The organism is Bacillus sp. PPSBB_2, from assembly GCF_045291115.1.
GTDB classification, from domain to species: domain Bacteria; phylum Bacillota; class Bacilli; order Bacillales; family Bacillaceae_G; genus Bacillus_A; species Bacillus_A cereus.
Genome location: NZ_CP147983.1, coordinates 361,982 through 384,115, shown reverse-complemented (window position 1 = coordinate 384,115; position 22,134 = coordinate 361,982). Strand labels below are relative to the sequence as shown.

The following is a 22,134-nucleotide window of genomic DNA, read 5'->3' as shown; positions in this document are numbered from 1 at the left end:
AAATCCCATNTGAAAATACGCCCTTAACCAAACAAGGCAATCGTTATCTTCGCTATTACTTAGTTGAGGCTGCCAATTCAGTAAGAAGATATTTGCCTGAATATCAAGCATTTTATCAAAAGAAATACAAAGAAACACCCAAACATCAACACAAAAGAGCCATCGTCTTAACCGCAAGAAAATTTGTGCGTCTGGTGGATACGCTACTACGTAACCATCAACTCTACACGCCACCAAGGAGCGTGATAGAAAAATAACACTTTGTTATTGACGCAATCTTGGAAACGGCCCGAAAAAATTTCATTTTTGGTCGGGTCTATTTCCGTATGCTGAAAAAATCGCACCTAGAAAAAATCAGTCTTGTTTTACTCTTGACTTATTACCACTAGACTTTCTTATTATCTTCCTCTACTTGATTGTCTTTGTGCACGAGCACGACCTGAATTATCGCTACTTTCCTTACTATCGTCGCTCTCATCGCTCTCTCCGCATGCTAAAGCATTATAGTTAACACTTTTAATATGCTTTATTGCAATTAATATAATTTCTTCTTTTACGATTAATGTTACGAAGTCACAAGAAACATCTTGCAAAATGCCTTCCACTTTCTCTGGACCGCCGCGATTAATTTTCACCCAGCAATATTTGAAACTTTCAAGTAGTGCTTCAAAATCTTCTGCACAGGCGCAATCTTCCCACTCACAATCACTTGATCCACATTCTTTCGCATTTTTTGTAATACTTTTTAGATGTTTAAGTTGATAGTAATAAAGCTCACCTTTTTCATTCTTCAATACGAAGTAGTCCTGACATACTGATATTATTGTTCCTTTTTGAGATTCTGGACCACCCCTGTTTACTCTCACAAAAGATCCAATTAAGTCTTTCAGAAAATCACAATGAAATAAACTCACGAGAAAACCCCTTCCATTAATTTATAAGCTTTTGCACTGATAGTATATGTATCTGTACAGGTTACGTTCTCTATGTTTGTCCTAGCTAGAAAAAAATATGCTTTTAACATGGTAGACTACTACCTATCAAAATTTGAAGAAAGGCTAAGAACTCCTTATGTTTTTGATATCTTCAAACAAAAAATCCCTTATGAAGATACATTTCTGCATATCTTCATAAGGGATTTCCCATAGTTTAATCTTCGTCTTTAACATCCATATCTTCTGGAATTGGTTCGTTCAATATTTCTTCCACTAATTGCTTATATTTCTCCATTTGTTCTAAATGCGTATTGAATTGTTCTTTATTTACTAAATATTGCTCTCCATCGAATAGCGCACGAATTTTCTTTTGCTGAATTAACTCTTCAATATACGATTTTGGTAAATTCAAATACTCCGCAGTCTCTTCTATTGTTATATACAATGCGTTCATTCCTTTATTATTTTTTCATCTATACTGTATCTTACTTTACTTTATTTTTGTAAACAAATAAAAAAGATTTTGTAAATGCAGTTCAAAAAGCAGGTAGATGCATTCCATATATTGTATAGTATTATATAGTAAGAATTTTTTAAATATAGAATGGTATTACCCATTTACACAAAGGAGAGTTAACATATGGCTACTCGTCACATCATTACAATGTTAGAAAAAACACTACAAGTTGAAACAGAAAACACAATTTCTCATTTGAATGTATCTTTATCTGATCGTTTTCTTTCTCAAAGCACAGCAATACATGAAAACAATTGTTATCATACAATTGGTGAATGGTACAAAAATCATTTCTTATTCCAACAAGATGATTTCCTTTGGGCTAAATATGCCTTCTATGACGCATATTGTGAAGCCATCCAAAAACAAGGTCATCTTACAAAACGCGTCCGTCAAATATTAGAATCATTGGCTCGAAAACACGGAAAACAGTATATTGCTTCTATACTAAATATGCCATTTCCTAATAAACGCGCTAAAGGGACAGCGTAATTTAGCCATGTTCTGTGTAAGCAAAACATAGCTAAATTGTTTTCTAGGATGCTTTACCAATAAAATGTTCATATCATATGAACTGATGAAACCGGTGTCATTATAATGATAGAAAATATAGTAAACAGGAAAACCCCCACGTACATCTCTCATTCACTTGAATAGAGAAATACGTGGGGGTATACTTGTTCCTTATTATTTCATCATCTGCTTAATCAGTTCGCGATTTCTCTTCTTAAATACTTCATTATGAGAAGAAACCATTCCGTACTCACTTGCATCTGGTTGGATAAATTGTTTTGCTTTATTCACAGCATTTCCAGCATCTTGGAATGCACCTGCAATTAAGTGTAGTTTCCCTTCGTGCTTTAAAATATCTCCAGCAGCATATAATCCATCTACTGAAGACTCACTATTTGCATTACCTGCAATATAATAATTATCTATAATTGCAACGTCTAACTCACTATTTTCTAATAATGTAATGTCGCGTTCATATCCATGATTAATAATAACTTCATCAATAGGTAAATGAGAAACCTCACCTGTTTCATGATTTGTTAATTCTACATATTCAATCGCTTCATGATTATCACCGGCAATTAATTTTGTAATCGATGTATTAAAGAAACACTCCGCTGAGCTGTTCATAAGTTGTTTTACTTGTGCTTCATGACCAGATAATTCTTCTTTTCTATAAGTTACATACACTTTTTTCGCAATTGGTTCCAATTCATTTGCCCAATCAACAGCAGAATTGCCTCCACCGGAAATAATAACTGTTTTACCTTTAAAACGCTTTAAAGATTTAACTGTATAATTTAAATTCGATACTTCAAATCGCTCAGCACCTTCAATAGATAACTTTTGCGGTTTCAATATACCACTTCCTGTTGCGACGATAACTGTTTTTGAAAAGTGTTCTTCGCCAGTACTTGTTTTTAATGTAAAAGTACCATCTTGATTACGAATAATCGATTCTACTTTTGTATCTAATACAACTTCCGGCTTAAATGTTAACCCTTGCTGTACAAGTTGTTCAATTAACTTATCACCTGTAACTGGCAATAGTCCTCCTACATCCCAAATCATTTTTTCCGGATACACATGTATTTTTCCACCTAAATGTGGTTGAAATTCTATTATTTTCGTTCTCATTTCTCTGAGTCCACTATAAAAAGCTGAATAAAGCCCTGCAGGTCCTCCGCCTATCACGGTTACATCAAACAATTCTTCTCGATTCATTCGTGCTCACTCCTCAGCTATTAATCGTTGATTATCATTCTCAATAAAATATAACCTGTTTCCGCAAAATTTACAATCAAAATTACTATTGACAATACACCTATATAAAATTATATTATTTAAAGAATCAATAGTGATAATCATTATCATTTTGTTAATAATTAGCAAATTTGAGATTACATCTTCTTTCATTAATATGGTTATTACTATATTATAAAATCTCATATTCAAGATTTTTAATAAATTATTTTGCATTACCACTACTATTTCAAAAAGATTGCAGTTAAACAAATTATTGTATACACATATCATCTATGTTAAAGGAGAAAGACGATGAAAAAGTTATTTATTTCACTAACAGTCCTTTTCGTTCTTGTTATGAGCGCTTGTAGCAATAGCTCTACAGACAAAAAGAACGATGCAAAAGGTAGCAAATCAGAAACAATTACATACCAATCTGAAGATGGTAAAAAAGTAGAAGTTCCTGCAAATCCAAAACGCGTTGTTGTATTATCATCATTCGCTGGTAACGTAATGTCATTAGGTGTAAATCTTGTTGGGGTAGATTCATGGTCTAAACAAAACCCACGTTTTGATAGCAAACTTAAAGATGTTGCTGAAGTATCTGATGAAAATGTTGAAAAAATCGCTGAACTAAATCCAGATTTAATCATCGGTTTATCAAATGTTAAAAATGTCGATAAGTTAAAGAAAATCGCGCCTACTGTAACATACACTTACGGAAAAGTTGATTACTTAACACAGCATTTAGAAATCGGTAAGTTATTAAATAAAGAAAAAGAAGCAAAAACTTGGGTTGATGACTTCAAGAAACGTGCACAAGAAGCTGGTAAAGAAATTAAAGCAAAAATCGGTGAAGATGCAACAGTTTCTGTTGTAGAAAACTTCAACAAACAGCTTTATGTATACGGCGAGAACTGGGGCCGCGGAACAGAAATCCTGTACCAAGAAATGAAATTAAAAATGCCTGAAAAAGTAAAAGAAAAAGCATTAAAAGAAGGTTACTACGCATTATCTACTGAGGTATTACCTGAATTTGCTGGTGATTACTTAATCGTAAGTAAAAACAAAGATACTGATAACTCATTCCAAGAGACAGAATCATATAAAAACATCCCAGCAGTAAAAAATAATCGCGTATATGAAGCAAACATGATGGAATTCTATTTCAATGATCCACTTACATTAGATTTCCAACTAGACTTCTTCAAGAAGAGCTTTCTTGGTAAATAATACAAACATGAGGAATTCTTAATTTAAGAATTCCTCTTCCTTTATTCTATGAACAGAAAAGATGTGAAACGAATGACAAAAGATCATGACAATCCACGTTCTATAGCTTTTACATACAAACTAATTTTAAGCTTAATTGCATTCTTTCTTATTTTTATGGTTGCAATGGTATTAGGTGCTGCAGATACTTCGATAAAAGATGTATGGTTAGCACTCACTTCCTCCGCTAAAGGAGACAAAATATCTATTATTCGAGAAATACGTTTACCACGTGAAGTTGCTGCTATTTTTGTAGGAGCTGGATTAGCCGTTTCTGGGGCAATTATGCAAGGATTAACACGAAATCCACTTGCGGATCCTGGATTATTAGGGCTATCTGGTGGAGCAAATGCTGCGCTTGCACTGACACTTGCTTTCAACCCTTCCATCAGCTATCTTTACTTAACATTAGCTTGCTTTATCGGTGCGGCAATTGGCGCAATTATGGTATTTGGAATTGGTATGGTGAAAAAAGGCGGCCTTTCTCCTCTTCGAATTGTATTAGCAGGCGCTGCAGTTTCAGCATTTCTACTCGCAATTTCAGAAGGAATCGGCATTTACTTTAAAATTTCACAAGATGTATCACTTTGGAATGCTGGGGGCGTAATTGGAACAACTTGGAGCCAATTAAAAATTATTATTCCAGTCATTTCAATTAGTATCTTTATCGCTATCTTACTAGCAAAAAAATTGACAGTTCTTAGTTTCAGTGAGGAAGTGGCTATTGGACTAGGTCAAAAAATTATTGTTATTAAAACTATTTTATTTATCATTATTATCTTACTTGCAGGTGCATCTGTAGCGCTTGTTGGAAATATGGCATTTATCGGCTTAATGGTACCTCACATGGTACGCCCAATTGTCGGTCCAGATTACCGATTTGTTATACCGATGTCAGCAATTGCTGGAGCTTCCTTTATGCTACTTGCAGATACAATCGGACGTACTATTAACGCTCCATACGAAACACCAGTTGCGGCAATTGTTGCGATTGTAGGGTTACCATTCTTCCTATTCATTGTACGTAAAGGAGGAAAAACATTCTCATGATGCAATCTATTTTAAGAAAACAGCGTCTCATTATACTCGCTTTACTTATAGTAATCATCACAACCATTGTAGTTGGAATGGGACTTGGTTCAGCGTCTTTATCTTATGATCGACTACTCCCAACATTAATGGGGCAAGGGACTTTTAAAGAGGAGTTTGTTTTATACTCTTTAAGACTACCTAGAATTGTCATTACATTATTAGCTGGTATGGCTCTCGCCTTATCAGGGGCTATTCTGCAAGGAATTACCCGAAATGATTTAGCTGAACCTGGTATTCTTGGTATTAACTCTGGGGCCGGTGTTGCTGTTGCTATTTTCTTTTTATACTTTCCAATAGATGTAGGTTCATTTCTTTACTTACTACCTGTAGTTGGATTTATCGGAGCATTTCTGACAGCTGTTCTAATTTACGTATTTTCATATAGTAAATCAACTGGACTTCAACCAATCCGATTAACATTAACCGGTATCGGTTTTGCATTTGCACTATCTGGAACGATGATTGTCCTTATTTCATCCGCGGATCGTATGAAAGTAGACTTTATTTCAAAATGGATTGCCGGAAATATTTGGGGAGATGACTGGATCTTCGTTTTAGCAATGCTCCCATGGTTAATCGTATTCATTCCGTTTATTTTCTATAAAGCAAATCGATTAAACATTTTAGCATTAAACGAACCAGTCGCAATTGGCGTTGGAATTGAAATTGAAAAAGAACGCAGGTACTTATTAGTTGCAGCCGTTGCACTTGCAGCTGCAGCTGTTTCCGTAACAGGAGGAATTAGCTTTATCGGATTAATGGCTCCTCATATTGCGAAATCTTTAGTAGGTCCAAGACATCAAATTTTCATGCCTATCGCCCTTTTAATCGGCGGATGGCTATTATTATTAGCAGATACAATCGGACGAAATATCGTTGATCCTAATGGCATTCCAGCAGGTATTGTCGTTGCTTTAATTGGGGCTCCTTACTTTATGTATTTGTTGCTTAAAAAAGCGTAAAAGACACCCTCAAGATCTTTCCTTGAGGGTGTCTTTGTTTCATTCTACTGCTGCCCATACCCTTCAAACTTCTTCGCCAAATTCTCCATCTCATCTTCTGGCAATAGCTTTGGTTCCCCAATGCTTTTCGTTTGATAATAAATTTGAGCACAAAACTCAATCTCTTCTGCAACAGTAAACGCCATTTTTATATTATTTGCACCAGCAATTAAACCGTGATTTGCAAGTAGCACAGCTCGGCGATCAATCATGCCTTCAAAAGCAGCATCCGCTAATTGCTTCGTACCAAATGTTTCATACGGCGCACAGCGGACATTCGGGCCTGCAAAAGCAATTAAATATGACACAGCCGGAAGCTCCCATCCTAATGACGCAATCGTCTTCGCGTAAGGAGAATGTGTATGCACAAGCGCATTTATATCTTCACGCTTCCTATAGTAAATAAGGTGCATATCTAATTCACTTGATGGTTTTCTCTCTCCTTCTACTACTTCACCATCTAGGTTTAATATAACTACATCTTCAGGTTTTGTTTCATAATACTCTAAACCACTTGGGCTAATCGCAACAAGACCTTGTTCACGATTAAAGATACTAATATTACCACCCGTCCCCTTTGTTAAACCACTAGAAATCATTTTCTTTCCATACGCTACAATTTCTTCTCTTTCTTTTTGTAATAACATATACATCCCCCTAAGTATGAAGCTTATGATGACTGACTTTTACATTTATCTACTTATTGAAATAGCTTTTTTAAATTCTCCGTAAACGGTGCCTTTACAATCCCTTTTTCTGTAACAATCGCTGTTACATTTTCATGTGGAGTAACATCAAATGCTGGATTATATACTTTACTTTCTTTCGGAGCAGAATATTGTCCGAAGCGATTAATCACTTCCGAAGCATCTCTTTCCTCGATGGGAATTTCTTTTCCTGTCGGTGTTTTTAAGTCGATTGTCGGTGTTGGCGCTGCTACATAAAACGGAATGTTGTAGTACTTAGCTAAAATAGATACGCCTAATGTGCCAATTTTATTTGCTATATCACCGTTCGCTGCCACACGATCGCATCCAACGATTACTGCATCAATCTTCCCTTGTGACATGACCATAGCTGCCATATTATCCGTAATAACAGTAACATCAATTCCCGCTCGCTGTAGTTCTAATGCCGTTAACGTTGACCCTTGTAATCTTGGACGTGTTTCATCCGAAAAGATTTTTAAGTCCCATCCTTTTTCTTTCGCTAAGTACATTGGAGCCGTCGCAGTACCATACTTAGTCGTCGCTAACGCACCAGCATTACAATGTGTTAATACTCCCATTCCATCATGGAATAATGTTAATGCATGTTCTCCAATTTGACGGTTAATTTCTTCATCTTCTCTATGAATCTCTTTTGCCTCTTCTAGTAATCTATTTTTCAGCTGTGAGATTGATAAATGAATATTATCTGTCGCTACACTTTCCATTCTTTCAAGTGCCCAAAATAAATTTACGGCAGTCGGTCTTGATGTCGCCAAGTATGTACATACCTTTCTTACTTCATCCATAAATCCTTCTTCCGTACCTTCAGCAAATTCCTTTATCCCTAAATACACTCCATAAGCTGCTGAAACACCAATCGCTGGTGCACCTCGTACTTTCATTACTTGAATGGCATCCCACACACTTTCAGCTGTTTTAAAAGATTCATAAACAATTTCATTCGGTAATAACGTTTGATCTAACAAAACTAAAGCATCATCTTTCCACTGAATTGGTATTAATTGCTCTTCCATCATATTCTCCCCTTACTCCGCGTAGTGCATTGACTGTTCTTTTAACGTTTCTACAAAACTTGTACCCGTTCTATATTGATTCGCTCGTAAAATAAAACTCTTCGCTACTTTAAGACAAATTCGCTCCGCTCTAGCACGTGCTTCCTCATTCTCAATACAAGTAATATCTTTTACTTTCGCTAATCCAACAATACGGCGGATTAATTCAAGACCTGTCACTGCAGCTGTATCCTCTAATACAGATTGTAAATAGGCTTCGTTAAAGCCTTCTTCCTTCGCCATAATCTCGGTCACATGAATATCCCAAGCATCTAAAAACTTCTTCTTAAATAAATCAATTACCTCTACCATCGTAGTTTGTAACCAATCCATATACGTATCTTTCTCAGCTCCAGGTAGCATCGTTGCATCTGCATTCACCCAAGCAAACATTAAATTCGCCATTACATTCCCGACGTCATATCCCATAGGTCCATAAAAAGCAAACTCAGGATCAATAACCTTTGTAGAATCATCTCTTACAAAAACAGAACCAGTATGTAAATCACCATGAATAAGCGCCTGTGCATTCGTCATAAAAGAAAATTTACGTTTCGCTACTTCCATACGAAGCTCTTTATCACTATAAATATGCTCCCTAATCCATCCCTCATTTAAAGGAAATAACTCATTACGCTTATTATGATTTGTAAATGGTTCTGAATATACGAGGTCCTCTGTAATCTCACATAATTCAGGATTTATATAATTCTTCACAAGTTCCTTCTTCTCTTTATGATTCATTACAACATCCGATGTTAATAAAAGTGTATTTACCATAAAAGTAGTTAAGTCGTCAGCAAGCCGCGGAAATATTTGATGATTTATAAGTGCTGTACGTAATATTGTGTGATTCGATAAATCTTCCATTACGCAACAGTTCATCACACTATCAAATAAATACACCTTAGGAACAAGTCCAGGTGCTAACTCATCCTCTAACTGCAAAACATCTGATTCTATGCGAATACGATTCGTCGACAACTTAAACTCATCTGAAATGCGAGCTGTATCCCCAGCTTGCTTTACGATGACAGACATGTTCTCTTTTTCATCCCAAACGCGGAACACATAATTTAAATTGCCATCACCTATTTCTTTACACTTCAGCCCCTTTGCATGTTCAAACTTAGATAATTTCTCTTTCACATATGCAATCACATCTTTAGCTTCCATTAAAAAATACTTTGTGAACTTAGACATGGTTTCCCCTCCACACCAATTGTAAGCGTTTTCTAAAAGCTATAAAAAATAATAGGTTGAATTTTTTCATCCTATAAATATGTATTCTTCTTTTTGAAAGGTATATCTAGGTTTTATTATATCTCGTTAGCACTTTGAGTCAATATTTCTAACTATCATCGTAATATACTTCCTAATTATATATTCGAGATGACAAAAATTGTTCAAAAAGATTTCGATTCATTTTATTTTATTTATCGCACAATTCTTTGTAAAATAGAAATAAGCAGTTCCTTTTCAAATACATAACTTCTAAGAAATATTTCCTTCCTAAGAATTTACACTTACACCATATCTCTAACATACACACTACTCTTTCAAACAATCATTGAAAATTTATAAACTTAAAGTTACCTTTCCATTCTCTGTTAGCCTTAATTGAGAATAAATATTAATTAAATCGGTATAAAGTTGGTTTATTCTCTTGACAAAATAACCACTTCTATATGATAATTAATATCGAATTAGAATTATTATAGTTAATTAAAAAATATATTTTATGAGCACACTATTTTTTGATGCTCAAAACCAACATTTAGGAGGAATTTTAATATGTTATTAATCGGCACAGAAGTAAAACCGTTTAAAGCTAATGCTTACCATAATGGAGAATTTATCCAAGTTACTGACGAAAGTTTAAAAGGAAAATGGAGTGTAGTTTGTTTCTACCCAGCTGACTTCACATTCGTTTGCCCAACTGAACTTGAAGACTTACAAAACCAATACGCAACTCTAAAAGACTTAGGCGTTGAAGTATACTCTGTATCTACAGACACTCACTTCACTCACAAAGCATGGCATGATAGCTCAGAAACTATCGGCAAAATCGAGTACATCATGATTGGTGACCCAACTCGCACAATCACTACAAACTTCAACGTTTTAATGGAAGAAGAAGGTCTTGCTGCTCGTGGTACATTCATCATCGATCCAGACGGCGTTATCCAATCTATGGAAATCAATGCTGACGGTATCGGCCGTGACGCAAGCATTCTTGTTAACAAAATTAAAGCTGCTCAATACGTACGTAACAACCCAGGTGAAGTTTGCCCAGCTAAATGGCAAGAGGGTTCTGCAACACTTAAACCAAGCCTTGACCTTGTAGGCAAAATCTAAGGAGTTCGATCAAAATGATACTAGATGCAGATATAAAAACACAACTATCCCAATACCTTCAATTAATGGAGAACGATATTTTACTTAAGGTAAGCGCAGGAGACGATAACGTATCTAAAGATATGTTAGCTCTAGTAGACGAATTAGCTACTATGTCATCTAAGATTACAGTAGAAAAAGTTGAATTAGAGAGAACACCAAGCTTTAGCGTAAACCGCCCTGGTGAAGACACTGGTGTCGTATTCGCTGGTATTCCATTAGGACACGAATTTACATCATTAGTGTTAGCTTTACTACAAGTAAGTGGACGCGCTCCAAAAGTTGAACAAAAATTAATCGATCAAATTAAAAACATTCAAGGCGAATATCATTTTGAATCTTATATCAGCCTAAGTTGTCATAACTGTCCTGATGTTGTACAAGCTCTTAACGTAATGAGCGTTCTTAACCCTGGTATTACACATACTATGATTGATGGCGCTGCATTCAAAGAGGAAGTAGAAAGCAAAGACATCATGGCAGTACCAACTGTTTACCTAAACGGCGAATCTTTCGGAAGCGGTCGTATGACACTTGAAGAAATTTTAGCTAAAATGGGTAACGGTCCAGATGCATCAGAGCTTTCTGATAAAGATCCATACGATGTTCTTGTTGTTGGTGGTGGCCCTGCTGGTGCAAGTGCAGCAATTTACGCAGCACGTAAAGGCATCCGCACTGGTATCGTTGCTGAGCGCTTCGGTGGTCAAGTAATGGATACTATGGGCATTGAGAACTTCATCAGCGTAAAAAAGACTGAAGGTCCTAAGCTAGTAGCAAGCCTTGAAGAACACGTAAAAGAATACGACATCGATGTAATGAATCTACAACGTGCGAAACGTTTAGAGAAAAAAGAACTTATTGAAGTGGAACTTGAAAACGGCGCTATTCTGAAAAGTAAGAGCGTAATCGTTTCTACAGGTGCTCGCTGGCGTAATGTTGGCGTACCAGGTGAAGCTGAGTTCAAAAATAAAGGTGTAGCATATTGCCCACACTGTGACGGTCCATTATTCACTGGAAAAGACGTAGCAGTTATCGGTGGAGGTAACTCTGGTATTGAAGCAGCTATCGACTTAGCAGGTATCGTTAAGCACGTAACTGTTCTTGAATTCATGCCAGAATTAAAAGCTGATGCTGTATTACAAGAGCGTCTTAACAGCTTACCAAACGTAACTGTTCTGAAAAACGTTCAAACGAAAGAAATCACTGGTACTGATAAAGTAAACGGTATTTCTTACATCGATCGTGAAACTGAAGAAGTTCATCACGTTGAATTACAAGGTGTATTCGTACAAATCGGTCTTGTACCAAACACAGACTGGTTAGGCGAAACAGTTGAACGCGTTCGCGGTGAAATCGTAACAGACAAGCACGGCGCTACAAACGTACCAGGAGTGTTTGCTGCAGGTGACTGTACAAATAATCCGTACAAACAAATCATCATCTCTATGGGTTCAGGTGCAAACGCAGCTTTAGGTGCATTTGATTACTTAATCCGTAACTAATAAAAAAACAGGTGCCTTGGCACCTGTTTTTTTATTACCCTAATGTATAAACTAAAAACCTCTCATTCCCATTCTTCTCATAAGCACCTGACAATCTAACTTCTTTCTTCAGCTCAAACGCAGTCTGATTTTCTAAGAAGAAAATATAGTCCTCAGAAGGATAATATAAAATAATATCTACTTCTCTCCCCGTTTCTTCTACTGAAAGCAAAATGTTATTTACTACATTCATAAACACTTGCACAGAAAACGGATTAAAGAAATAAAACCTATTATCATGTGGATCAATCTCATATTCCTGCGCTAAACAACATTGGAATTGAATTTTCCCCTTACTGTTTCGTGTCTTTCGTGCATAACGATCTCGATTATCCATCGCTTCTTTATAAAACTCTTCATTCATTTCAATTCCAACTGCTGAAGCACCACATTTATGATGCATATAAAAGTTTAATCGCCCTTTTCCGCACCCAAAGTCTACAATTCGGTCGCTACTTCGTATTTCATATTGATTCAATAACTCATCTAACCCGCTATACGGTGTCGGTTCATAGCGATGATAATGCATAGACTTGTTAAACCCTTTTTGCTCACCGACTGTTTTTATATGTAAAACTGCATCGTAATATTGTTCGTTCATTCGTTTTCTCCTATTAAAAAATGATACTTATTATTATACACCATGTACTGGAGGCTCATTTTTCATCAAATTAATAGGTACGTGAAATTATATCAACGATTTTCTCAATATATCTATCGTAACTTCAAATATATCAACGATTTTCTCAATATATCTATCATAACTCAAAATATATCAACGGTTTTTCAAATATATCGATTTGCCGACAATTCACGACAAAAAAACAGGAGCTCTCTAGCCCCTGTCTTCTAACACTTTCAATACAGTTTGTTTCAATATTTCTACCCCATCCATAATACAACTATGATCAAACCTCATATACGGATGGTGTAATCCAGGTTGTAGGTCTGCTCCTAGTCCAAGCATGACAGCTTTTAAATGTGGTCTTTTCACTGTATAGTAATGGAAATCATCGCTTCCTGTCGTATAGAGAGGCCCTGTGCATCTCTCTTCCCCATACACTTCGAGAATACCTTTACGCATAAAGCGCTCTGCTTCTTCGGAAACCTCTGCTCCTGGTGCAAGATCCATCCATTCGTATGAAGTTTTTGATCCCATCGATGCAGCTGATTCTATTACATGCTCAATCTTTTTCTTTAATTCTTCTAATAGTATATTACTCTCTGCTCTTACATCTAAACTGAAATGACCATTTCCCGGAATAATATTTAAATTATCACCACCAGCTTGGCATCTCGTCATTTTTACTGAATAAGAACTTTGCGGTGGCAGCCAGATATTTTTCAAACCGATATTAATCATGGAAATGACATCAATTGCATTCACACCTTGATGTGGTCTTGCCCCGTGTGCATCCTCCCCATGAATCATACCCTCTAAAAATCCTGCTGCTCCATGACGAATAGATGGGGCTGCTTGTTTCAAAGATAGTTCTTCAATTGGTCTTAGATGGACGCCAAATAAGAAATCAGCATCATCTACAGCACCTTTCTCCACCATCTTCAAAGCACCATTCCCCTTCTCTTCTGCTGGCTGAAAAATAAATCTAACCGTACCACTTTTCCATCTCATATTTTTCAATTGTAAAATAAGTCCCATTACAATGGTCATATGAGCATCATGGCCACATGAATGGTTCGCTTTAAATTCTCCATTTACTTCTTGCCAAAGTGCATCCATATCAGCACGAATCGCAATAACTGGATTCCCGCCTCCAATCTCAGCAATTACACCTGGACAATCATCAAATGTTCTATATGAAATTCCTTCTTCTTTTAAAAAGTCAGTAATATACGCTGTCGTTTCATATTCTTTCCAACTTACTTCAGGGTTTTCGTGTAAATGCTGAAAAATCTCCGTTAAGCGCTCTTGTAGTTCTAATGTTTTCAACGTTCCAGTCTCCTTCCCACATTACAAACGATTCGGGTTAATTATACTTATGAAAAACAGATGTTTTTATGAACATATTGAATTTTAAGAAAAAAGTCAATTATTTATTTTTAAATACTTAAAAAGCTTACTCTGCACTTATATTACAAACTAAACAAACAACTAGAACATTCCTTATTTTCTGTTTTTTATGTTGACGCTTACATAAACTTTTAGTTATCATAACCTAATAAACGTCTATTTTACGACAATTCTAAAAATACAAACAAACATACGTAACAAGGAGGAACTTTATGAAAAAAGAAATACCTTTTGGAATAGCGATTATCCCTATTATCATTACCGTTGCAGTTATGATGGTTACAATTGTTGTATTAAAACAAACCCCTCACGTTCCACTTATTATTGGTACAACCGTTGCTTCTATTGTCGCTTGGCGTTACGGTTACAAATGGAATGATCTTGAAGAAGCAATGTATAAAGGGATTCGTCTTGCATTACCCGCTATCGTCATTATTATTCTTGTTGGCTTAACAATTGGTGCTTGGATTGGCGGTGGAATCGTCGCAACGATGATTTATTACGGTTTAAAACTTTTAACTCCATCACTATTTTTAGTTTCCATTACCGTCATTTGTTCTATCGTAGCATTAGCAATTGGTAGCTCTTGGTCTACAATGGGCACAATTGGTGTTGCTGGAATGGGAATTGGCCTAAGTATGGGAATTCCAGCTCCAATGGTTGCTGGTGCCATTATTTCAGGCTCTTATTTTGGCGATAAAATGTCACCGCTTTCAGACACAACTAACTTAGCCGCAGGATTAACAAATACAGATTTATTCGCACACATTCGTCATATGTTATTTACTACAGTTCCAGGTTTAATTATTACTCTTATCGTCTACGCGGTCTTAGGAAGAAGCTTCGGCGCTAACAATATTGATGCGAAGAGCATCGATCAAACGTTACAAGTATTGCAACAAAACTTTGTTATCTCACCTTTCCTACTCATTATACCCGTAGTCGTTATGGTATTGGTCGCTAAAAAGGTCCCTGCCATACCAGCGATTCTCGTCGGTATTATTTTAGGATTTTTATCACAAGTCTTTATTCAAGGTGGTTCTGTATCAGCATCTGTCGGTGCACTCCAAGCTGGATTTGTTATAGACACTGGAAACAAGCTAGTAGACGAACTATTTAACCGCGGTGGCTTAGATTCGATGATGAATACAGTCTCGATGACAATTGTCGCTATGACTTTCGGAGGAGTATTAGAACATACAGGTATTCTTCGCTCAATTGTAAATCAGATTTTAAAGTTAGCGAAATCAGCAAAAGGGCTTATCGCTTCTACTATCGCATCTTGTTTTGCAACAAACCTTACTTGCTCTGAACAATATATTTCAATTGTTGTCCCTTCAAGAATGTACGCAAATGCATACACAGAAAAAGGACTACATTCAAAAAACTTATCCAGAGCATTAGAAGATGGCGGAACATTAACTTCTGTCTTCGTTCCTTGGAATACGTGCGGTGTATTTATTCTCGCTACACTTGGCGTAGGTGCATTTGAATATGCCCCGTATGCTATTTTGAATTTCATCGTACCTATTATCTCAATCATTTATGGTATAACAGGCTTCACAATTGTAAAACTATCAGACATTGAAAAAGCAGAACTACTAAAGAAACAAAAAGCTCAACTAGAAGCTTAAAAATAGCGGTAAATTCAGTTCATATAGTGCGCGAGGTCGCCCTTGTTGATAGGGCATTTCCTCGCCGCAAATATGAGCATACCCGTAATCAACTAATTTCTTTAACAACCTTTCTGTCGATCTTCGAGTCACTTGTAAATACTCAGAAAGGTCAGCTGCTGTAAACTTCAATGACGGGTGCGATTGACTAAATTGAATGATTTTTGACAAGTTGGCCGGACTAAGCTTCGTTTCCTTCGCTATTTTCATTAGTTCCGGATTATCATTTTTCAAACTTTGTACTCTCTGTTCTTTCGGGAACGGACCAAACAAATCTTTATCACTTGTTAGTATATAAAAACAACGATCTATTGGATTGTTCTTTGCAAAACTTTGAGCAATTTTTGCATTTTGCTCCGCTTCTTTCACGGTTTTCCCATAACCAAATCCAATAGCTATCGTTCCTTCTATGCTCGCAAACAAGTTATCTATCGCATTTGTTTTAATAATCGATTCGATATCACCACGAGTTGTATACAAAATGCATGTCATTTCATCCACTTGTTTAAATGAACCACGTAGTTCTTTTGAAATGACATCTAGTTTTTCAAGCAAACTCGCTCGTAATTCTAAGGAAGAAATAATACAAGCACCAACAGTAGCTGAATAGCTTTTTGCTAACTCAGCTTTTATTTTTGCATCTTTTAGCCCATGTATAATGGACTGTGTTGGATCAATCATACGCTCTGAAGGAATACCTATTTTTTGAAGCTCGTCGTAAACAGCGTGAATACTAGTTAAAGCTAAATGAGCCTCTCCATATTGATATTTAGCTACATGAAAATCGATAACTCTATTTATTTCATCTTTACTCCACAGCATATTTTCATAATCCAACACTTGTGGACTTTCTTTTATACCGATATCATGGAACACATTTGTAATAAACGAGCGGTCTACTAAATCGATGGAAATGTTATGTGGTTGAATACTTTGATGATACATGATAGAAAGAATTGAAGATGCGACAGTTGTCTCGTCTTGCTGTAAGTATGTACTTGGAATTCGTAATTGTTCTCTTATTTCTTTTGCCATATAATAAGGTAAAGCACCTGAGAAAAAGATGACATCACAAGGCTTTAAACACTTTAATAGTTCAGAAGATTCCGCCGGATGAAGGTAAATATATGGATCAATTTCTATTCCTTCTAATTTTTGAGCAATTGGAAAAAGGTTCTCCATAAACTCCTTTGAACCGACAACTGCAATTTTTATCATCATTTTCTCTAACTCCTTATCATTAATTAACGACTATTTAACGTCAACTATATCAAATGTATAAAACTATTGTAAACAGGAAGGGGTTTCTATTCAATGAAAATTACAGCTATTCATCTTTACGCAATTCGTTTACCGCTTCGCAATCCGTTTGTTATTAGTTATGGCTCTTATTCTGATATGCCCTCTATTATCGTCAAAATGGAAACAGATGAAGGTATTATCGGTTACGGTGAAGGCGTTGCTGATGATCACGTCACAGGTGAATCATGGGAAAGTACTTTCCATACTTTAAAACATACGCTAACCCCTGCTCTAATCGGGCAAAATCCAATGAATATCGAAAAAATACACGACATGATGGACAATACAATTTACGGTGTTCCAACAGCGAAAGCCGCAATTGATATTGCTTGTTTTGATATAATGGGCAAAAAACTAAATCAACCTGTATATCAATTAATTGGCGGGCGCTATCATGAAGAATTCCCTGTCACTCATGTTTTAAGTATTGCCGATCCAGAAAACATGGCTGAAGAAGCTGCTTCTATGATTCAAAAAGGTTACCAATCTTTCAAAATGAAAGTTGGTACAAATGTAAAAGAAGATGTGAAACGTATTGAAGCTGTACGAGAACGTGTAGGAAATGACATCGCTATTCGCGTTGATGTAAACCAAGGCTGGAAAAATAGCGCAAACACATTAACAGCACTACGTTCATTAGGACATTTAAACATTGACTGGATTGAACAACCTGTTATCGCGGACGATATTGATGCCATGGCTCATATTCGTTCTAAAACAGACCTCCCGCTTATGATTGATGAAGGATTAAAAAGTTCTCGTGAAATGCGCCAAATTATTAAATTAGAAGCTGCTGATAAAGTAAATATAAAACTAATGAAATGCGGCGGCATATATCCAGCTGTAAAGCTCGCTCATCAAGCAGAAATGGCAGGCATTGAATGCCAAGTGGGATCAATGGTCGAATCATCTGTTGCCTCTTCCGCAGGATTCCATGTCGCTTTCTCAAAGAAAATCATTACGAGCGTAGAGCTAACAGGGCCATTAAAATTCACAAAAGACATCGGAAACTTACATTACGACGTACCATTCATTCGCTTAAACGAAAAGCCTGGACTCGGCATTGAAATAAACGAAGATACATTACAAGAACTCACCGTCTTTCAGGACATTGTACGCTAAAGGAGGACTAACGCATGACAGTTCTATACAAAGGAACATTAAAACAAAATAACGAATCATTTCACGTTACATTACTATCACTAGAGCACATCGAACAAATTTTATCACTACAAAACATCGTAGTTGAAACACTAGAAGATAAAAGTCGTTTACAACCACTCTCACAAGAAGAATTTCAATACATTCTAGAAGGAAACGGCATGATGATCGGTGCTTTTATCGAAAACGAACTCATCGCATTTCGCGCTCTACTCGTCCCTCCTATCGACGATGAACATTTAGGGCTTGATATTGGTCTATCAGAAAGTGAACTGCACCGCGTCATCTATCAAGAAATCTCAAACGTTCATCCGAACTGCCGAGGAAATGGGATGCAAAAAATATTAGCAAACGTCATCATGGACGAATTACAAAAAGAAGATAGCAAATATGATTATGTATGCTGCACCGTTGCTCCTTTTAACATCCCGAGTTTGAAGGATAAGTTTGCGCAAGGGATGGCGATTGCTGCGCTAAAGGAGAAGTATGGTGGTAGTCTGCGGTATGTTTTTGTGAAGAAATTGCGCGGAGATAAAGAAAGCGATTGGACGGATATTCAAAGTATTCTAATGAGTGATGCTAGTGGACAGCAGGCTTTGCTTTCGGAGGGGTATCTTGGGTATGAGATGGAGAAAACAGCAGATACTTTCATTGTGAAGTTTGGGCGATAATCTATATGGTCGAAAAGAGGAGATGTCTGCTGTGACCTCTTCTCTTTTCGATTTGTTGAACAATCCTGTGGTAAATGAAATTATATCAACGATTTTTCGAATATATCTATCATAACTTACAATATATCAACGATTTTTAAAATATATCTATCAAAACTCACAATATATCAACGATTCGACAAGAAATATCGATTTACAGACAAAAATCGATATCCCTTCCTAAACCGTCATCTTCCAACTAGATAACGCTAACCAATTCTCCATTTCTTTATAATCAGGCATTATCTTCCCGACAAGACGCCAAAAAGAGCGATCATGATTTAAATGAACCATATGACACATTTCATGAACGACTACATAGTCAATTACTCGCTGTGGTGCCATTGCTAGCTTCCAATTGAATGTTAGTTGTAAATTTGAATCGCAAGTACCCCAAGTACGACTACTATCTGTAATACGAATAGAACGTGGTTTTGTTTTGAAATTACTTTGATGCGCTTTAATACTCTTCTCTACTAAAGATTTACACTGCTTATAGTAAAATCGTTTTAAAGCTTGTTGTATTTTCTCATCCTTAAGCTCTTTCACATAAATATGTAACTTATCCCCTTCAAAAATCGCATTGTCTTGCTCAATGCTTGCATCTTGGGAAATCTGTATCGGATACGTACTTCCTAAATATAGAAAGCCCTCTCCTTGATCATAGTCCTTTTCCTGTGGTCCAAGCGCTCTCTCCTGCATTTCCTTACGTGTTGCCTGAATCCAATCCCACTTCTCCTCTAGCAACTGGACTAAGTATTCAACAGGTGTTCCTTTCGGAGCTTGCACTTCCACATTTCCATACGAATCCACAAAAAGACGCACGGACTTTTTCTTCTTATAAGTTATATGAAAATTAATTGTCTCACCTAAATATGTATGTACCATTTCATCACCTAGCATAGTATTTTTACAAATAAAAAAGAGTAGGATACGAACGTCCTACTCTACCTATTATATCATTTACTGCTTTAGCAAGCTTATTATCCTCTATACTTTACACCTAATCCCTTAATGAAATTCCTTGCGTATCTATCGCCGCACTCTTTGTAATTTTTATGGCCTTTCTTTCTTAATAGAGCGCCTAACTCTCCTTTTGTTACCGTAACGCCTACGCTATCTAATATATCAAGTACATCCTCACTCGTTAAAGATAGTGCGATTTTCATTTTCTTTAGAAGAAGGTTATTGGCACTCTCCTTGCTCTGTACAGGTGCAGGCTGCCCTGGTTTCGGATCTTGCTTTCCTCTTTTTAAAGTAATAAATCCATTTAAAAATGCCTCTAACATCATCATATCGCATGTTTTTACGTACTCATCTTCAGCTACCTCATCATTTTCAGCTTCATGCTGAGGAGCTCTCTTTATTTTTGTAAGCATATCAACTACGTCTTCTTTCGTTACTTCCATCCCGCCAAGTTTAAAGATTTCTACCATATCTATGTCTTTTATATCTAAAGCGTATCGTACTCTTTTTAATATATCGTTGTTGCTCATTGCCATTGGGTTTCCCTCCTGAAATGTTGATTATTTATTCAGCGGTTAAAGTTTATGCTATAACCTACTTTAAATTATCATGTTTAATCTAACCTTTTAATTATTGTCCGCTAAATTAATACTTTAACATTTTAAAGATATGTTTTATAGTCTTACCCGAACTTTTCTCTATCATTGTATCTACAGCGCTCTTACATGTTTTTTATATGCCTATAAAAGGATTTCTCTCTTAACATTAACTAAAAGAAAAAAAACAGTGTTTTGATTTCTCAAATACACTGTTCTTTTCCAGCTCTGCACTTATTTTCAACTCACTCATGTCATGCACTACATATGGAATGATTTAACTGCTTAAAAGTTAAACCGTCTCACCATTCTGTGCCACACCAACACTATCCTCAAACTTATCCAACAAAGCACGCACCTCATCAGTCGATTTCGTACTCATCAATTGATTTCTCAATTCAGCAGCTCCAGGGAAGCCTTTTACATAAATTTTGAAGAAGCGGTGAAGCCCTGTGATTGAGCGTGGCAGTACTTCTGCATATTGATCTTGAAGATCAAGTTGTAGTCTTAAAAGATCTAGGTGCTCTTTACTGCTATGCTCTCTCGGCTCTTTTTCAAAAGCAAATGGATTTTTGAAGATGCCTCGTCCGATCATTACGCCATCAATGCCGTATTTTTCAGCAAGTTCCAGCCCCATTTTACGATCAAGAATGTCCCCATTGATTGTTATTAACGTATTTGGTGCGATACGGTCACGTAATTTTTTAATTTCCGGAATTAGTTCCCAATGCGCATCTACTTGGCTCATTTCTTCTCTTGTACGTAAGTGAATAGAAAGGTTTGCAATATCTTGTTTGAAAATGTGCGTTAACCAATCTTCCCACTCGCTTAACTCTTTAAAGCCAAGTCGTGTTTTTACACTGACAGGTAGTCCGCCCGCTTTTGCTGCTTGGATAAGTTCTGCCGCAACGTCTGGACGTAGAATAAGGCCACTACCTTTTCCTCTTGATGCAACGTTCGGTACTGGGCAACCCATGTTAATATCGATGCCTTTAAATCCTAGTTCTGCCATACCAATACTCATTTGACGGAAGTATTCGGGATTGTCTCCCCAAATATGTGCCACCATCGGCTGTTCGTCTTCTGTAAAAATTAAACGGCCACGTACACTTTTCATACCTTCTGGATGACAATAGCTATCCGAGTTTGTAAACTCTGTGAAGAATACGTCCGGACGACCTGCTTCACTTACTACGTGACGGAAAACAACGTCTGTCACATCTTCCATTGGTGCAAGTACGAAAAATGGTCGTGGTAATTCACGCCAAAAATTATCTATCATTTCAAATTCAAATCCTCTCACTATGAATACAATTTCAAAATCTCAATTTATAATTTGTGAAAATCAGCAATATTTATTTTAACTAAAATCGCTTATGAATGGTATTTTTGTAAACC

21 protein-coding genes and 1 pseudogene are annotated in these 22,134 nt (G+C 36.4%); 10 read left to right on the top strand and 12 right to left on the bottom strand.

The features are described from left to right. Positions 1-11: 11 nt before the first annotated feature. Positions 12-257 (top strand): annotated as a pseudogene (locus V6946_RS01945) (IS110 family transposase); the annotation flags it as partial. Between the two features lie 141 nt (positions 258-398). On the opposite strand, the gene V6946_RS01940 reads toward V6946_RS01945, so the two are convergent. Both V6946_RS01940 and V6946_RS01935 read right to left on the bottom strand, forming a co-directional pair. Further along, the gene (locus V6946_RS01940) at positions 399-914 is read right to left on the bottom strand and encodes a spore coat protein B (RefSeq protein WP_000051525.1); all 516 of its coding nucleotides are present in this window, start codon (positions 912-914) and stop codon (positions 399-401) included. Positions 915-1,149: 235 nt separating this feature from the next. After that, complete coding sequence (locus tag V6946_RS01935; protein WP_002025240.1) at positions 1,150-1,389, bottom strand: helix-turn-helix domain-containing protein; 240 nt, start codon at positions 1,387-1,389, stop codon at positions 1,150-1,152. Positions 1,390-1,575: 186 nt separating this feature from the next. Between V6946_RS01935 and V6946_RS01930 the strand changes: the two genes are divergently transcribed. After that, positions 1,576-1,944 (top strand): hypothetical protein, encoded by a 369-nt coding sequence (locus V6946_RS01930; protein WP_000235476.1) that lies wholly within the window; start codon positions 1,576-1,578, stop codon positions 1,942-1,944. Positions 1,945-2,139: 195 nt separating this feature from the next. Here V6946_RS01930 and V6946_RS01925 read toward each other — a convergent pair whose 3' ends face one another. Continuing rightward, on the bottom strand, positions 2,140-3,189 hold the full coding sequence (locus V6946_RS01925) for an NAD(P)/FAD-dependent oxidoreductase (RefSeq protein WP_001078299.1): 1,050 nt from the start codon (positions 3,187-3,189) through the stop codon (positions 2,140-2,142). A 333-nt stretch (positions 3,190-3,522) separates the two neighbouring features. Here V6946_RS01925 and V6946_RS01920 point away from each other — a divergent pair, with 333 nt between their 5' ends. Genes V6946_RS01920 through V6946_RS01910 form a run of 3 tightly spaced genes read left to right on the top strand, consistent with a single transcriptional unit; the run spans position 3,523 to position 6,536 of the window. After that, positions 3,523-4,443, top strand: a complete 921-nt coding sequence (locus V6946_RS01920; protein WP_000732597.1) for an iron-hydroxamate ABC transporter substrate-binding protein — start codon at positions 3,523-3,525, stop codon at positions 4,441-4,443. Between the two features lie 48 nt (positions 4,444-4,491). Then, complete coding sequence (locus tag V6946_RS01915; RefSeq protein WP_366981942.1) at positions 4,492-5,532, top strand: iron ABC transporter permease; 1,041 nt, start codon at positions 4,492-4,494, stop codon at positions 5,530-5,532. Beyond that, a complete protein-coding gene (locus V6946_RS01910) occupies positions 5,529-6,536 on the top strand; it encodes an iron ABC transporter permease (RefSeq protein ID WP_000983753.1) in 1,008 nt (335 codons plus the stop codon). Before V6946_RS01915 ends, V6946_RS01910 begins: the two co-directional genes overlap by 4 nt. A 44-nt stretch (positions 6,537-6,580) precedes the next feature. On the opposite strand, the gene V6946_RS01905 is transcribed toward V6946_RS01910, so the two are convergent. Genes V6946_RS01905 through mtnK form a run of 3 tightly spaced genes read right to left on the bottom strand, consistent with a single transcriptional unit; the run spans position 6,581 to position 9,561 of the window. Beyond that, positions 6,581-7,222 carry an L-fuculose-phosphate aldolase gene (locus V6946_RS01905; RefSeq protein WP_000926554.1) on the bottom strand — a complete coding sequence of 214 codons (642 nt, stop codon included), beginning with the start codon at positions 7,220-7,222 and terminating at the stop codon, positions 6,581-6,583. 53 nt (positions 7,223-7,275) lie between these two features. Further along, entirely contained in the window at positions 7,276-8,322 is a 1,047-nt protein-coding gene (mtnA, locus tag V6946_RS01900) for an S-methyl-5-thioribose-1-phosphate isomerase (RefSeq protein WP_086385321.1), read from the bottom strand. A 9-nt stretch (positions 8,323-8,331) separates the two neighbouring features. Next, positions 8,332-9,561, bottom strand: coding sequence for an S-methyl-5-thioribose kinase (gene mtnK / locus V6946_RS01895; RefSeq protein WP_000033223.1), 1,230 nt, complete (start codon positions 9,559-9,561; stop codon positions 8,332-8,334). Positions 9,562-10,152: 591 nt separating this feature from the next. Here mtnK and ahpC point away from each other — a divergent pair. Both ahpC and ahpF read left to right on the top strand, forming a co-directional pair. Beyond that, on the top strand, positions 10,153-10,716 hold the full coding sequence (gene ahpC, locus V6946_RS01890; protein ID WP_000924420.1) for an alkyl hydroperoxide reductase subunit C: 564 nt from the start codon (positions 10,153-10,155) through the stop codon (positions 10,714-10,716). 14 nt (positions 10,717-10,730) lie between these two features. Next, positions 10,731-12,257: an alkyl hydroperoxide reductase subunit F gene (ahpF, locus tag V6946_RS01885; protein ID WP_000599501.1), complete on the top strand. Its 1,527-nt coding sequence runs from the start codon at positions 10,731-10,733 to the stop codon at positions 12,255-12,257. 34 nt (positions 12,258-12,291) lie between these two features. On the opposite strand, the gene V6946_RS01880 is transcribed toward ahpF, so the two are convergent. Both V6946_RS01880 and V6946_RS01875 read right to left on the bottom strand, forming a co-directional pair. Continuing rightward, positions 12,292-12,897 carry a methyltransferase gene (locus tag V6946_RS01880; RefSeq protein WP_366981941.1) on the bottom strand — a complete coding sequence of 202 codons (606 nt, stop codon included), beginning with the start codon at positions 12,895-12,897 and terminating at the stop codon, positions 12,292-12,294. Between the two features lie 234 nt (positions 12,898-13,131). Next, positions 13,132-14,247: a M20 peptidase aminoacylase family protein gene (locus V6946_RS01875; RefSeq protein ID WP_000853516.1), complete on the bottom strand. Its 1,116-nt coding sequence runs from the start codon at positions 14,245-14,247 to the stop codon at positions 13,132-13,134. Between the two features lie 293 nt (positions 14,248-14,540). Between V6946_RS01875 and nhaC the strand changes: the two genes are divergently transcribed. Further along, positions 14,541-15,962 (top strand): Na+/H+ antiporter NhaC, encoded by a 1,422-nt coding sequence (gene nhaC / locus V6946_RS01870; RefSeq protein ID WP_000711525.1) that lies wholly within the window; start codon positions 14,541-14,543, stop codon positions 15,960-15,962. On the opposite strand, the gene V6946_RS01865 is transcribed toward nhaC, so the two are convergent. Continuing rightward, the gene (locus tag V6946_RS01865) at positions 15,951-17,222 is read right to left on the bottom strand and encodes a hypothetical protein (RefSeq protein ID WP_000972814.1); all 1,272 of its coding nucleotides are present in this window, start codon (positions 17,220-17,222) and stop codon (positions 15,951-15,953) included. The two genes, nhaC and V6946_RS01865, sit on opposite strands and share 12 nt — an antisense overlap. 93 nt (positions 17,223-17,315) lie before the next feature. On the opposite strand from V6946_RS01865, the gene V6946_RS01860 reads away from it, so the two are divergent. Next, the gene (locus tag V6946_RS01860) at positions 17,316-18,425 is read left to right on the top strand and encodes a mandelate racemase/muconate lactonizing enzyme family protein (protein WP_000704492.1); all 1,110 of its coding nucleotides are present in this window, start codon (positions 17,316-17,318) and stop codon (positions 18,423-18,425) included. Positions 18,426-18,439: 14 nt separating this feature from the next. Continuing rightward, entirely contained in the window at positions 18,440-19,135 is a 696-nt protein-coding gene (locus V6946_RS01855; RefSeq protein ID WP_000217578.1) for a hypothetical protein, read from the top strand. Between the two features lie 219 nt (positions 19,136-19,354). Here V6946_RS01855 and V6946_RS01850 read toward each other — a convergent pair whose 3' ends face one another. The 3 genes from V6946_RS01850 to V6946_RS01840 all read right to left on the bottom strand — a co-directional run bounded on the left by V6946_RS01850 (position 19,355) and on the right by V6946_RS01840 (position 22,018). After that, positions 19,355-20,062, bottom strand: a complete 708-nt coding sequence (locus V6946_RS01850; protein WP_000233742.1) for a M48 family metallopeptidase — start codon at positions 20,060-20,062, stop codon at positions 19,355-19,357. A gap of 95 nt (positions 20,063-20,157) precedes the next feature. Continuing rightward, positions 20,158-20,676 carry a DUF1456 family protein gene (locus V6946_RS01845; protein WP_001251702.1) on the bottom strand — a complete coding sequence of 173 codons (519 nt, stop codon included), beginning with the start codon at positions 20,674-20,676 and terminating at the stop codon, positions 20,158-20,160. A gap of 352 nt (positions 20,677-21,028) precedes the next feature. Next, complete coding sequence (locus V6946_RS01840) at positions 21,029-22,018, bottom strand: tRNA-dihydrouridine synthase (RefSeq protein WP_149149302.1); 990 nt, start codon at positions 22,016-22,018, stop codon at positions 21,029-21,031. Positions 22,019-22,134 lie beyond the last annotated feature (116 nt).